Source organism: Nostoc sp. FACHB-892 (assembly GCF_014698795.1).
Lineage (GTDB): Bacteria > Cyanobacteriota > Cyanobacteriia > Cyanobacteriales > Nostocaceae > Nostoc.
Genome location: NZ_JACJTR010000001.1, coordinates 30,102 through 44,698, shown reverse-complemented (window position 1 = coordinate 44,698; position 14,597 = coordinate 30,102). Strand labels below are relative to the sequence as shown.

Below are 14,597 nucleotides of genomic sequence, written 5' to 3'. Positions count from 1 at the left end.
GATTTAAAGCCTCTCTTTTAAAAGAAGAGAGGAATGGAAGTGAAGTCAAAAATCTACTGCACCCAAGCGAGAAGAGGACACACATCTTCGCCTACCTGTTCGATCGCTATCAGAAGCCATGCAAGCAATTAACTAAAGGATGAAAATCCCTCCCAGCGTCACTGAGTCACCCCGCCACCGCGCCTATTTTTCTAAAAGAGGCAAAAAAACCGATCGTCCACCTTTGTTTCTTCTAGTCCCAGCTGGATTAACGGCTGTGGCGATCGCATTACCTTTAACTTACTTAGTTATACGGATGGCTAGTGTAGACGCAGAAGAGTTATTGACTTTGGTATCGCGCCCCCGGACGATCACAGTGTTGTTAAATAGTGTTGGACTAGCTGTGGCCAGCACTTTACTTTCAGCTGCGATCGCTGTGCCACTAGCGTTTCTGACAATGCGGACAGATTTACCCTGGCGACGATTTTGGCTGATTATTACCACATTACCCCTGGCAGTGCCTGACTATGTAGGTGGTTTTGCCTTGATTGCTGCTTTTGGCCCCAAGGGTAGTTTGTTGCAACTCTGGCTAGAACCTCTCGGAGTGCAGGAGTTACCAGAAATCTACGGCTGGACTGGAGCAATTTTAGGACTAACTCTGTTTTCCTATCCGTATTTACTGCTGAGTCTCCAGGCTGGATGGCAAGGCATTGATCCAGCGATGGAGGAAGCTGCTAGAAGTTTAGGTTCTAACCAACGGGAAATCTTGTTTCGCATCACGCTACCTGCACTGCGTCCATCAATTGTGGCAGGGGGATTGTTGGTGGCGCTGAATGCCTTACAAGATTTTGGCACAATTTCAGTGATGCGATTTGATACATTTACGCGGGCGATTTTTCTGCAATACAGATATACATTCGATCGAAATCAAGCCGCAGTATTAGCTTTAATGCTAGTAAGTTTAGTATTGCTGTTGTTGTGGTTGGAATATAAAGCGCGATCGCGGGCAGCATACTACAGTCGTGCTACTAAGTCCTACCGTCTGCCACCATTACTTCATCTCGGTGTTTGGAAAATACCTGCAATTTTGTTTTGCTTCGCCGTGACTACCCTTGGTCTAGTCTTACCAATAGGTGTAACTTCGTTCTGGCTGATGCAAGGCTTGACAGGTAACAGTATGGATACAATTATTTCCGTACCAGAACTGATGCAATTAGCTAGAGATTCACTAATAGCGGCAGGATCGGCAGCAATAGTAGCTACACTCTGCGCCCTACCCGTGGCAATCCTCGCGGTACGGTTTCCCAGTCGCATCACTACTGCAATTGAGCGCTGTAGCTATATTGCCTTTGGTTTACCTGGAATTGTAGTTGCCTTTTCCCTCATATTTTGGGGAGCAAATTACCTGCCCTGGTTGTATCAAACTTTGCCAATGCTGATATTTGCTTATTTAGTGTTATTTGTTTCGCAGTCTGTTGGCACTTTGCGGAGTTCACTGCTGCAAGTTAATCCTCAATTAGAAGAATGTGCCCGGAGTTTAGGCAGAAACTCTTGGCAAACTTTCAGAGAAATTACGTTGCCCCTAGTCAGTCCGGGTGTGCTGGGTGGGGCAGCGTTAGTATTTCTGACAGCAATTAAAGAGTTACCAGTAACATTGCTATTGGCTCCAATTGGCTTTGATACTTTAGCTACCCACATTTGGAAAGCAACTGAGAGTGTTTCTTACAGTAATGCTGCGGCTGGCGCACTAGTGATGCTGGTGATTTCAGTTAGTTCCATGTTATTAGTGCTGTCTCAAAATCGCAATACAGGGCTTTCCATAGAAGTAAGCCGTAGCTTGCAAAGGGAGGTTGATTAAGAGGAGGCAGATTAATTATTTGAGTTCCTGGTTACTGAGCGCACTCCTACAAAGAAGCAAGTTACACGTAGCGTATGGTTGCGACACGCAGTTCGCGTTCGTAGAGAAGCCGAAGTGCAATCTTTAGTACAGCATTTTATTAATTCGTAGCGAATTAAATTTGGCAATATCCTGCAATGCCAATGTATCGGCTGACAATGCCAATGTATCGACTGACAATGCCAATGTATGGGCTGACAATGCCAATGTATCGACTGACAATGCCAATGTATCGACTAACAATGCCAATGTATGGGCTGACAATGCCAATGTATCGACTAACAATACCAATGTATGGGCTGACAATGCCAATGCATCGACTGACAATGCCAATGCATCGACTGACAATGCCAATGCATCGACTGACAATGCCAATGCATCCCTTTGCATTAAAAACGCTACGATTTTACGCAAAGCTGTACTTAGTTAATAAAGAGGTATAAAATTTTATGAATTGGGAAATTTTTCTTGCTAGTTTTGCTGGTTCTCTAATTGAATTAGTCGAGATTCTGGGCATAGTCATTGTTGTTGGTAGGCTAGCCGGTTGGCGTAACGCCCTAGTTGGTTCAGGTAGTGGCATTGCTTTAACAATACTTGCCTCGCTGATTTTAGGGAAAAGTTTGATGCTTATCCCTGTAGACATTCTGAGGATTGTTGCAGGCAGTTTACTGCTATTGTTTGGGCAAAAATGGACACGTTCAATTATTAAGTACTACGGCGGCATTCCCAAGCGTGGAGGTGGCAAAGAAGACAGGCTAGAAGCAGAACTAGCAAAAGAAGACAATCAATCTGGCTGGAACTGGTTTGCTGTAGTGACCACATTTAAGGGTGCGCTTTTAGATAGTGTAGAGGTTGCGATCGCAGTGGTCACCTTAGGGGCTGCTGGAGGTAAATGGATAGATGCCATCAGTGGTGCTTTAGCTGCTGCAATTGGCTTAGTTGTATTTGCATTTCTGTTCAGAACTCCACTTAAGCAAGTGCCTGTCAAGCCGATGAAATTTGTAGCAGCTATGCTACTGATGGGATTTGGTACTTACTGGCTGAGTGAAGGGCTGAATGTAGAATTGCCAGGCGGCGATTGGGCGATCGTTTGGTTACCGCTAGTTTGGGGTTCTTTCATGGCTATTACTGCTGCATTCCTGCGCTGGCGGATTGGATTACAGAAGCCAGAAGAGATTGTTAGTTAGCTTGATACCGCCTATCAACAAGACCGGAAGCGGAGGCTTTGCGGAGTTCGTAGCAGGCTGTCTTAAACAAAATTACTTGATTTGCTGGCAGATTTCAGCAAAGCCTACGGCAGTTATGCGCTGAACCCCCCATCAATCATCAGGTTTGCGCCGGTGATGTAACCGGCCTCAGAACCAGCCAGATAAGCTACCATTCCCGCAACCTCTTCGACAGTACCGTAGCGGGGCAGCGCCAGAAACTGCTTTTTGAGCATTTGTGCAAACTCACTGTCTGAGGGATTCATATCCGTATGGATTGGTCCGGGCTGCACATTGTTGATTGTAATCCCGCGTGGGCCGAGGTCATGCGCCAATCCTCGTATAAGGCCTTGCAGAGCAGATTTACTCATGGCATAAACACCGCCGCCAGCAAATGGCATACGTTCGGCGTTGGTGCTTCCTATGTTGATGATGCGTCCGCCCTCTTTCATGTGCTTGACTGCGGCCTGCGTCGCAACAAACACGGCACGCACGTTAATGGCGAAGGTTCGATCAAAGTCCGCGAGGGTGAAATCATCGATAGGGGCGAGAGTGAACACTCCTGCATTATTGACAAGGATATCAATGCCGCCCAATTCGGCCACTGTACGCTCAACAGCGCCGACTACTGCACTGGCTTCCGCGCTGTCAGCTTGGATGGCAAGAGCTTGGACACCTAGTGCCTGCGATGCCTGCACGATCTCGTTAGCCCGATCGGGCGAACTGGTATAGGTGAAGGCGACATCAGCGCCTTCATTGGCTAAACGCATAACGATGGCGGCCCCGATGCCGCGACTGCCTCCAGTAATAAGTGCGCGTTTATTCTTGAGTGTGTGGTTCATGTTCGACTCCGTGCGATAAGAAATTGGATAATTCGCTGTGTATGTCTAATATTGAATAGACATAAATTTAGCCAACAAGTCAGCAGTAAGCCGTTGAGAAATTTTTGCTGAATGAACCGATCGCGATGGCTACGCCCGCCGCAGGCATCGCAACCCTGTGTTTTTTTCTACTGGGGCAAGTAGGCGATCGCTTAACATAGATTTTAACCAATGCTCATTAAGTAATAATCATGAAATTATTTATGGGATTGAGCGCAAGTAAGAAGAAAAAGTCGCCTTAGTATTTACTAAACAAAAATGACTCGCCCTCAAGATACGGATGAACGTGTTCTTTAACGATATACGGCACGGTTTCTGAAATCCACTTATGCTCTTGTGGATTATTTACATGAAAAGAAAGTACTTCAATCACCGCCATGATAAAGAAACCTTCTGTAAGCTGTAAGTAATGTTCAGGTAGCTTACGGATAGCTTGATAGCCTTCAAAAAAGGAAGGTCTGACAGTGGGAAGTAAATATTGAAGCGAACTTGCAATATCGTAAAGATAGTATCCAAAGCCACAGCGAGCGAAATCGATTGGCCGGAATTCCTCGTTGTGCAATAGATAGTTGCCTTCATGAAGGTCAGCGTGAATCAGCCCCCAGACATTTTGTTTCTGAGGGAGTGTTTTTATCATCCCTTGAACTTGGCAAGCCGCTACTTCGAGGGTCTTATAATCTTCTGCTGAAATCAATTCTTGTAATACTCCTGGATAAAGCGCCGAGAGTGCTGCTTGCAACCGATTCTGATCATAAGCTGGGCGAACAAAGTTTTGTGGCAGTTGCCAGTGACTACTATGCTGGTGCAATCGAGCTAGCAACAAACCGAGCTGGTAAGCCTGTTGTGGAGTTGCTTGTCCGTTGAGGTTGTTGCCATCAATCCAATGCAGTAGTGAGCAATAAAACACTTCTCCAGTCTCATCTGCCAAAACTTCAGTGAGCCATCTATCCTGTAGATTTTTTACTGGCTCTTGCACAACAACCTCTGTTTCATTACATAAGGCAGCAAGCCACAGAATTTCTGACTCAATCACCTCTGGTCTTTGCCATACATCGTCTTGAAGCGTATATATTGCTCTATGAATACGAAGAAGAAATTTTTTTGCTTGTGTTTTTATACAGAAGGTTACGCTTCCACTATGACCTAAAAAACAACGCTGTTCTTGAGCCATACCATATTGAGCAAGGGCAGTTTTTACTATGTAGTCATAGATGTTATGCTGCATTTTTTCATCTGTCACTTATCAAGATTAACTAGCCGCTTCTCTACGAACGCGAACAGCGTGTCACAGAAAGACGCTTTGCGTAGCTTGCTTCTCCGTAGGAGGATGCGTCTACGCATCCTTATTATACTTACAGAGAATACTCCTACTGTCGGGCTGTTGAGTAGCGATTTTGAGCCACTAGTAAAACAACTTTCTATCTGAATCTTTCCCTCACCTTACCTTTTTCTTAACTAAAAAAGAGCAGTATTTGCTGTGTAAAGAACAAGTTTGATGTTCAAATACAAAAAATGCAAAATTTCAAGCGTAAGCGATATCTCGTACTCAGCCTGCTGGTAGCGGTGGCAATAGTAGTAAGTGGTATCCAGTTAGTTAACGCCGTGCTTCCTACTAGCCCGGTTGGTAACATACCTGAAGGTGGAGCATTACTACCCACAGGTCAGATAATTACACCTGCGGCAGCACCAGGTTCGACATTTGCACGTTTGAGGACTGGTTTGCGTACAGACACTAATGCTGATGCTGCCGAAGCTGTAACCACAGCTCTCAGCCCCGATGGTAAAACTCTACTGGTGCTTACCAGTGGCTATAACAAGGACTTCAGGGATGAAAATACTGGTGCTGATTTCACTTATCCGGTCTTAGACCCATTAACTGGTAAACCAAGTGCTACAAGAACTACAAAAGCTGAATGGGTTTTTGTCTTTGATGTCAGCAACGGTAAGTTGGTTAAGCAGCAACAGATTAACATTCCCAATACATATAACGGCCTAGCTTGGGCAAAAGACGGCACACGCTTTTATGTATCAGGTGGCATTGACGATCGCGTTTATGCTTATGCCTCCAATGGCAGCCAATACTTGCCAGATGCTCCTTTCATTTTACTAAATCACAATTCCAACTCAACTGCGCCCTTTCCAGACTACGATGGTGGTTTGTTGAAGAATACACCAGCTGAAACTGTGTCAACAGGAGCAGTTGTAGCAGGTCTTGATGTCAGCAAAGATGGCAAAACTTTAGTAGCTGCTAATTTTGAGAACGACTCAATATCAATTGTTGATACTACTAACCGTAAAGTACTCAGAGAAATTAAGTTCTTTAGACCAGGCGATCGCATAGCAACAGGAGAATTTCCTTTTGATGTAGCCATCCAAAGTGCAGAGAACGGTGCGGCAGCGAAAGTCTTCGTTACCAGCCAGCGCGATAACGAGGTGGTTGCTGTCAATATTACTGCCGGAAGCATTACCCGTATCCCTGTAGGTAGCCAACCAAACAAGGTGCAACTATCGACAGACCAAAAGCGACTATATGTAGCTAACGGTAATAGTGATTCGGTTTCACTCATTGACACAAATACCAATAACGTTGTCCAAACTATCAATCTATCTCGACCTAGCGATCGGTACAAAGGAGCAAATCCCAACTCTGTGGCGCTGAGTTCAGATGAACGTCAGCTTTACGTGACTCTCGGCGGTGAGAACGCTGTTGCTGTTGTGGACTTGCAATCTGGTCGGGTAATTGGACGTATCCCCACTGGCTGGTATCCCAATTCTGTAAGCGTTAGTAAGGATGGTCAAAACCTATACGTTGTCAATGCCAAGAGCAATTCTGGCCCCAACCCTTCAAATGGCGAAACAACACCAGCCGGACTAGCACGCAACACAACTTTTAGAAATGAGTATACCTGGGCTTTAGAAAAAGCTGGAATCTCAGTTATTCCAATTCCCAAAGGTGGCACTTTAGCTACGCTTTCCGAACAGGTAGACAGAAACAACGGTTTCTACAATCGCCGTCCTGACCGGACGATGAGATTTTTACAGGATAAAATTAAGCACGTTATCTATGTAGTTAAAGAAAATCGTACCTACGACCAGGTACTCGGCGATTTACCTGTTGGCAACGGCGACCCAGCATTAACTTTATTCCCACAACCAATTTCACCCAACCATCACAAGTTAGCCCTTGACTTTGTGACTTTTGATAACTTCTATGATTCTGGTGAGTCAAGCGGTGTGGGCTGGAACTGGTCTACTTATGCAAGGACAACTGATTACACTGAAAAAACTCAATCAGTACTTTATGGCAACGCTGAGTTTAACGGTTTGACCTACGACTACGAAGGTACTAACCGTAGAATCAACCTTGCCCTACCGCAAACTTCTTCTAATACCTCCCAATTCAATACACGAGTAACGGGAGTGTTAGATCCCTCTGGTAAATCTTCTATTTTGCCTGGAACTCGAGATGTAAATGCTCCCATAGGCGATGGGGAACTGAATTCAAACGCTATCGGCGGCTATCTTTGGGATGCAGCATTGCGTGCTGGTAAGACTGTACGCAATTACGGTTTCTTCGTCCTTGATGGCAGCTACAGTACTACCCAAGCAGATCCCACACAACCAGATCCTACCAACCCGCTTTACATCCCCATCTCTCCAAATCCTGCTGCTGATAATATTCCCCAAGCTGTAGCCGCTAAACCTGTATTGTTGGATAAAACTGACAACTATTTCCGGGGATACGACCAGAAGAATGCTGACATCTATCTATACAATGAATGGGCGCGGGACATTGATAGCTATCTGGCAAGGAATGAATTGCCCAACTTGTCACTAGTACGTTTACCTCACGACCACTTTGGTGATTTCGGTAACGCCGTAGCTGGTTTAAATACTGTCCCACTGCAAATGGCTGATAATGATTATGCCGTCGGCTTGCTAGTGGAAAAAATCTCCAAGTCTCCTCTGTGGAAAGACACTGCGATCGTTATTGTAGAAGATGATTCCCAAGACGGACCTGACCATGTTGACAGTCATCGCTCAGTAGTCTATATCATCTCGCCTTACACTAAGCGAAAGGCCCTTGTCAGCACTAACTACAACACTGTTAGCCTGGTGCGGACAATGGAAGATTTACTGAACATTGGTTATTTAGGAATCACTGACGCCAATGCCAAACCGATGTCGGACGCATTCACTAGAGAACCAAACTTTACTCCCTATAAAGCTGTCGTTCCAGGTAATTTGTGTGGTGAACCTGTAGACCCCAAATTAGTACCAGCTTGCCAAGCCAAGAATGTAGAAAAGACAACAGCTATTCCATCTCTGCATAACAAACAGTGGTGGGTGCAAGCAACCAAAGACTTCTATTTTGAAGTTGAAGATAAGTTAGATCCTGAGAAATTCAACCGCGTACTTTGGGCTGGCATTCAAGGCGACAAAGTGCCTTATCCAACAGAGCGCAGCCATGCCGATCTTCGCCAAAATCGCGCCCAACTACTCGGAAATTCGAGTTTGAGTACAGATAACCTCTCTGCTCAAGCAAACTAATCAGCTTAGGCTTGATTCTCCCTGGCCTCCTTTTAAAGGAGGCTAGGGAAAGCATAAATAGTTAGCAATTATATCAAGCCTACTTACATAGTTTACGTGAACATTGCTTGCAGAAATTTATCTTGGGGAAAGTTTAGATGAAATTAGTTTCGCGATTAACGCTTGCTACTAGTTGTGCCTTAATGTTTGCTGCTGTAGGAGCTAATTCTGCATCTGCTGCAATTATTAATTACGGTTTCACTGTCGATAGTCCGATAACTAAGGGAGAAGGATTTTTTAGCTTTGATGATTCAAGTTTCAGCAACGATAATATTCCGGTAGCACTAGTTGAGTCGCTAAATTTTCAATTTGACAACAACTCTAATATTTACACTGAAAAGGATGATACTGAATATCCTGGATATCCTGTTGTATTTCCAACCACATTCTTAACAGGTACAGAGTCTGTTGGATTACAATATGTCTTCCCCGATAAAGCTAATCCTTCAAGCTCTATCACATACGACATTAATGGATATGATTTTGCAGTTACTTCTGCCGATAATATCCAAATTGGCTCAGGTAAAGTTACCTATAGGCAAATCCCTGAGCCTACAACTTTAGGTGGTAGTTTCATTGCTTGCAGCATTGGCTGGCTCATGAAGAAAAAGTTAACATCAGGCAAAAAGGTTAGAGCTTAACCTGAGCTTTAGTGTTAGAAAGTGGGGAATGTGCTGATATTGTCAAGCATATTCCCTAGGTGACATACTCTTACACTGATGCTTCTCTGCGAGAAGCTTTCGCCAACGCATACAGTATAGGCTTCCAAGACAATCCGGCTATTGCTTAGGTGTTATATCATGTTCGCATAATTAGTTATGATTTCCACAGTCATTGCACCCCACCCCTTAATCCCCTCCCCGCAAGCGGGGAGGGGAGACGAAGCGTAGCTTTGGCGGGGTGGGGTTCTTCGGGTTTAATAAGTAATCAAGCGAACATGATATTAGAACAATAGAACTACGAAGACAAGAGAGGCTGTTCCCGATGAATTGGGAAGCCTCGTTTGTCTTACGGCGGGGTAGTTCACAGTCGTGGATCGACGGGTTCGCTTTCCAATGCCAGAATACCGAAAACACATTCATGCACGCGGCGCAGAGGGGTATGGGCGACAAATCGCTCCAATGCCTCAACACCCAAAGTAAACTCGCGCATAGCCAGAGAACGCTTGTGAGATAATCCACGTTGGCGCAGACGTTGCAGATTCTCTGGGGTTGAATATTCAGGCCCATAAATAATCCGCAGATATTCTTGTCCGCGACATTTAACTGCGGGCTGGATAATGCCGCGAATACCTCGAACGATAAAGTCCATAGGTTTGACAACTATACCTTCACCCCCTACTTTGGTAGATTTTTCCCACCAATAAATCCCCTCTGCCTGACTGCTGGGGTCAGCCAAATCTATTACTTTGTAGGCAGTAGCTAGAAGCAAGGCAGGGTCTTTTTGGCAGATTTTGGCAATTTGCTCCATGTGCCAGCGATGGTCTTTATCGATGTGGACGGCTCCTTCTGTTGCTAGGATGTGGAAAGGAGCTAACTTTAATCCAGAAATATCAGTGACAGACCAGCAATATTGACGGTAGGCGGTGACATACTGATCTGCCATATCTGCACGCTCTTGATAATGACTGAGTTGGGTGCTAATATCTACACCGCGATCGCTTGCTTGTTGCAAACAGGTAACAGCATCATTGAGGGCGAGGCGTGATGCCACTCCAACGGGTGCATACTGTTCTCGTAACAGCCCCTGTGCTTTGGCTGACCACGGCATTAGTTCACAGTCTAGGCACACCCAGTCGGTTTGAAATTCTGACCAAAAACCACTTTGGGAGAGGGCAAGATTTACCCGCGCCAAAAATTCTGTCTCTAATGCTGAATCATCAAAAAACCTCCGCCCCGTGCGCGTATAGCAGATGCCGATTCCCTCATTTACTACACCAAATCGTTTCTCGGCAGCTGCCGAATCTCGGCAAATAATCACAACCGCCCGCGAACCCATGTGTTTTTCCTCGCAGACTACTTGTGTAATTCTCTGGTTTTGGTAGTAACTAAAGGCTTGGGCTGGATGTTCCAAAAATCCTGGCAATAGAGATGTTTCTACTGGGGACATAGTGGGGGGTAAATAAATCAGCCATTTAGGATTGGTAGCAAAACGGCTCATCACTTCCAAAGCAGCGATCGCATTTTCTTCCCGAATGGTAATTTTGGACTGAAGTCGGGTGTTAATAATCCGCTTACCCACAACATCCTCAATGTACAATACATCATCCAATTCCTGTTGGGATGTGCGTGTTGCTGTGTTCTGTACCAAAGGTTTTACAGGTTCACAGTATACGCAAGCAGCAGGAATGCTCACCAGTTCTTTTTCTGGATAGCGGAGGGCAGTGAGTTTGCCGCCAAAGACGCAGCCTGTATCTATATCAATAGTGTTATTCAGCCATTCTGCTTCTGGTACAGGGGTATGTCCGTAAACCACCATTGCTTCACCGCGATACTCTCCTGCCCAGTTGTAGCGGACGGGTAAGCCAAATTCATCAATCTCACCAGTGCTTTCACCATAAAGAGCAAACTCGCGCACAGCACCAGACCCCCGTCCCTGCATTTCCTGTTTCATCCCCGCGTGAGCTACTACTAACCGCCCATCATCTAAAACGTAGTGACTTATTAAGGAATCTAGAAACTTTTGCAGTTCTTTGGTGAAAGGTTCGCGCACCTCATCGGGTAAAGCCTCAATCTCAGCCAAGGTTTGCTCTAACCCATGATTAACCCGGACATTCTTACCGCGTAGTTTCCGCAATAGTTTATTTTCATGATTACCAGGAACGCAGAAAGCTGTACCTGCTTCAACCATGTTTCGCACTAGTTTAACTGTATCTAAGATCCGCGTCCCCCGGTCTACCAAATCACCTAAAAATAAGGCTTTGCGTCCCTCTGGGTGGTAGTAAGTAGGGGCATTCCAGAGTGAAAAAGAGGAAAAAGTAGACAATTCTTCTTCTTTAATTTTTTGCTCCTTTGCCCCTTCACCTTTTTGATAGCCTAGCTGTTGAAGTAATATTTCGAGTTCATCACAACAGCCATGAATATCCCCAATAATGTCAAAGGGGCCATGTTCGTGTTTGAGGTTGTTCCACAAAGGTTGGCGTTCAATTTCAACGGATGCAATTTCTTCTAAAGAGTTGAGAACGTAGACATAGCGAAAGCCTTCCTTTTCTAAACCCCGCAGAGAACGCCGTAACATCTGAGTATGACGACGCACTACATGAGAACCAAACTGGCGATCGCTACGGAGTTGGTTACGTTCGTGGCATAATTCCTCTGGTAGGTCAAGAACTATAGCGATCGCAAAAGAATGATACTGCCGCGCCATTTGCAGTAATGGCTTGCGGTCTTCCATCTGCACGTTGGTAGCATCAATTACTGTCAGTTTACCTGCTGCCAGCCGTTTGTCAGCAATGAAGCGCAACACCTCAAAAGCATCTTTGGTAGCAGACTGGTTATTTTCTTCATTCGACACCAACCCCCGGCAAAAGTCGGAAGACAGCACCTCAAAAGGCTGAAAGTGCTGACGAGCAAAAGTGGATTTACCGGAACCAGAAGCACCAATGAGAACAATTAGGGATAGTTCAGGAATAGTTAGTTTCAATTCAATTTGCTCCTAGCAATTATTTATAGCTCTTTCTAGAAATTAACTAGAGGGGCAATTGTCTCTCTTTGGGATGATTTAAATCTGAGGCTAAAACCTCGTACTTTTAGGTCGAGGTAAGCTTACCTTTTAAACACCCCCATTTGTGTGGGTGAACCGACTTCTGGATCTTCCGTCCCGATAGGTTGAAATTCCACAGTGTAACCAAAACTTTCTGCTACTTGGTTTGCCCAATTTTGAAACTGCGATCGCGTCCATTCAAAGCGGTGGTCTTGATGTCGCAGTTTTCCAGCCGGGAGGTTCTCAAATTTGATGTTGTATTCAATATTCGGCGTTGTCACCAGCACCGTTTTGGGTTGGGCAAACTCGAACAAAACTCGCTCAAATGCTCCCAACCGAGGCAAATCAAGATGCTCAATCACCTCAATTACTGTAGCCGCATCATAGCCACTAAAGCGTTTATCCTGGTAAGTGAGTGCGCCTTGGATCAGTTGTACGCGTTCCCACTGGTTACGCGTCAGACGCAGACGGTCTAATCGTTCTTGGGCAACTTCTAGCGCCCTGTAGGAAACATCAACACCTGTAATCTGTTCAAAAAAACCGTCTTTAAGGAGTATTTTCAGCAGATTGCCTTGACCGCAACCTAAATCAATCACCCGCTTTGCATTGCTTTGTTTTAGAGCAGCAATCACAGCATCCATGCGTTGCTGATTTAGGCTCATCGGCTTTTCTACCGCCGCCTCTTCTTTAGCATGGCTTTCTTCAGCGCTATCTACATCGGGATCGTCTGACTCTATTAGTTGAGCTAATGCTAGACGAGTTAAGCGTTGCTGTCGTTTCAGATAACGCCTTGTAATTTGCTCTCGCGCTGGATGGGTAGTTAACCAGCCTTCACCATGACGCAGTAATTTTTCGATTTCTTCATCGCCTACCCAGTAATGCTTATCGTCATCCAACACCGGAATTAGGACGTAAAGATGACTTAACAAATGACTAAGCGGCAAGGTGTGCTGAAGTTCGACGCTAAAGTATTGACTCTGCCCCCAATCAGGGAATTTCTCATCTAAACTATGACCTTCGGCACTGACACTATAGCCCAATGGTTCAAACAATTGCCGCAGAAACTCTTCACCACCGCGACAAGGTAAGGCTGATAGTTTTGCTACCAAAGGAATGGGGGTTTGCGCTAATTCTGGTAAGTCTTTGCAGCGACCTCCTAAAGCCGTACTAAGCACCTGAGCGATCGCTACACTTAAAAATGAAGAAGCAACATAAGGGCGATCGCTTACATATTGTTTTAGCCTTGTACCGCCTCCCCGCACCAACTTCACAGGATCAACATCCAACAACAACGCCGCCGTACATTTCTCTCTACTAGCTTCTGGGTAGAAGATGTGTGCCTTTCCAAAACTTAGGGCAAAGGATTGACAACGGTCTGGGTGTTTATGCAACAGGTAGCCTAGCTCCGTTGCTGGGGAATGTGTCGTTGTGATTGTCAGCAGCATTTATTTGTACAAAGGTTTAAGGTAAGGGAATAATTTATGAATACTGCTCAAGGATAAGCGATGATATATAAAATTTCTTTCTTATACTCAAATGCTCTTCGTTCATCCGTGACGTTATTTAAATATACTTTTATTGATTGCTTGAACATTACAAATTAGTTAGCAAACATTATCAAACTCACCTCCATATACCTAATTTTTTAAGTTTATATACGCAGATAATTTAAATCATTGGTATTTTGCACAAATGGATAAAACAGTTTTTTATGATGACAGCTTTTGATTTTGCTTTTTCAAAAAGGTTTTGTAAGCTGATGCGCGCCTAAATTGTATAAACACTCTTTACGCTCGTTAACTGTTGACGGTTAACGGTTATCAGTCATCAGTCATCAGCCTTCATATAAATGTTCAAGTTAAATGTTTAACACCTTATTAATAATATTTTTGTAATATATATACTACAAGCTGTCAAGGGATAGTGCGATTTTTTGAGCAGCTAGAGAACAGAGGATACCATTTTAATTTGAGGTTTGCAGGGCAAACCTGTGCTATAGCGCGACGAGTACATAGAACTACCGAGAGTAAAGTTGCACACGGCGTGAAGTAATACTGCTCTAAATAATTAAAGCTCCCAAATCCTAACTGACTTTGGGAGCTAATAATTTTAAGTTCACCGCGACGCCGTTTTACCTAAGTTTATGACCTGGGTTTATCCAGGTGGGAACCTAAATTCCTCGTTTAAAGTTTCCGGGTACATGCCCGGTATACTGCCACGAGAACAGTTGACTCCCTTGTCATTAAAGGCATAGATCAAAAAACTTGATGGCAGTCACCAACGTCGTAGTGCAACTCACCCATTATAGCTTTTCAAAAGATGTTGTGTGTTCAATATAGAAAG

Annotated in this window: 9 protein-coding genes and 1 other RNA gene; 4 read left to right on the top strand and 6 right to left on the bottom strand. The window is 44.7% G+C overall.

The genetic code is table 11. From position 1 onward, the window contains the following. The first annotated feature begins 139 nt into the window (after nucleotides 1-139). Nucleotides 140-1,837 carry an iron ABC transporter permease gene (locus H6G96_RS00165; protein WP_190909374.1) on the top strand — a complete coding sequence of 566 codons (1,698 nt, stop codon included), beginning with the start codon at nucleotides 140-142 and terminating at the stop codon, nucleotides 1,835-1,837. A 123-nt stretch (nucleotides 1,838-1,960) separates the two neighbouring features. Here H6G96_RS00165 and H6G96_RS00160 read toward each other — a convergent pair whose 3' ends face one another. Next, complete coding sequence (locus H6G96_RS00160; RefSeq protein WP_206757660.1) at nucleotides 1,961-2,266, bottom strand: hypothetical protein; 306 nt, start codon at nucleotides 2,264-2,266, stop codon at nucleotides 1,961-1,963. Between the two features lie 59 nt (nucleotides 2,267-2,325). Here H6G96_RS00160 and H6G96_RS00155 point away from each other — a divergent pair, with 59 nt between their 5' ends. Next, nucleotides 2,326-3,063 (top strand): COG4280 domain-containing protein, encoded by a 738-nt coding sequence (locus H6G96_RS00155; protein WP_190909372.1) that lies wholly within the window; start codon nucleotides 2,326-2,328, stop codon nucleotides 3,061-3,063. A gap of 113 nt (nucleotides 3,064-3,176) precedes the next feature. On the opposite strand, the gene H6G96_RS00150 is transcribed toward H6G96_RS00155, so the two are convergent. Further along, nucleotides 3,177-3,923 carry a 3-oxoacyl-ACP reductase family protein gene (locus H6G96_RS00150; RefSeq protein WP_190909371.1) on the bottom strand — a complete coding sequence of 249 codons (747 nt, stop codon included), beginning with the start codon at nucleotides 3,921-3,923 and terminating at the stop codon, nucleotides 3,177-3,179. 277 nt (nucleotides 3,924-4,200) lie between these two features. After that, nucleotides 4,201-5,187: a phosphotransferase gene (locus tag H6G96_RS00145; protein ID WP_190909370.1), complete on the bottom strand. Its 987-nt coding sequence runs from the start codon at nucleotides 5,185-5,187 to the stop codon at nucleotides 4,201-4,203. A gap of 287 nt (nucleotides 5,188-5,474) precedes the next feature. Here H6G96_RS00145 and H6G96_RS00140 point away from each other — a divergent pair, with 287 nt between their 5' ends. Together H6G96_RS00140 and H6G96_RS00135 are read left to right on the top strand one after the other, a co-directional pair. After that, on the top strand, nucleotides 5,475-8,513 hold the full coding sequence (locus tag H6G96_RS00140) for a beta-propeller fold lactonase family protein (protein WP_190909369.1): 3,039 nt from the start codon (nucleotides 5,475-5,477) through the stop codon (nucleotides 8,511-8,513). Between the two features lie 137 nt (nucleotides 8,514-8,650). Beyond that, complete coding sequence (locus tag H6G96_RS00135) at nucleotides 8,651-9,193, top strand: PEP-CTERM sorting domain-containing protein (RefSeq protein ID WP_190909368.1); 543 nt, start codon at nucleotides 8,651-8,653, stop codon at nucleotides 9,191-9,193. 382 nt (nucleotides 9,194-9,575) lie between these two features. Here H6G96_RS00135 and H6G96_RS00130 read toward each other — a convergent pair whose 3' ends face one another. The 3 genes from H6G96_RS00130 to ssrS form a co-directional block, all read right to left on the bottom strand. Beyond that, a complete protein-coding gene (locus H6G96_RS00130; protein ID WP_190909367.1) occupies nucleotides 9,576-12,194 on the bottom strand; it encodes a polynucleotide kinase-phosphatase in 2,619 nt (872 codons plus the stop codon). A gap of 122 nt (nucleotides 12,195-12,316) precedes the next feature. Then, the gene (locus H6G96_RS00125) at nucleotides 12,317-13,699 is read right to left on the bottom strand and encodes a 3' terminal RNA ribose 2'-O-methyltransferase Hen1 (protein ID WP_190909366.1); all 1,383 of its coding nucleotides are present in this window, start codon (nucleotides 13,697-13,699) and stop codon (nucleotides 12,317-12,319) included. A gap of 666 nt (nucleotides 13,700-14,365) precedes the next feature. After that, nucleotides 14,366-14,549: non-coding RNA, 6S RNA (gene ssrS / locus H6G96_RS00120), on the bottom strand. Between the last annotated feature and the right edge of the window lie 48 nt (nucleotides 14,550-14,597).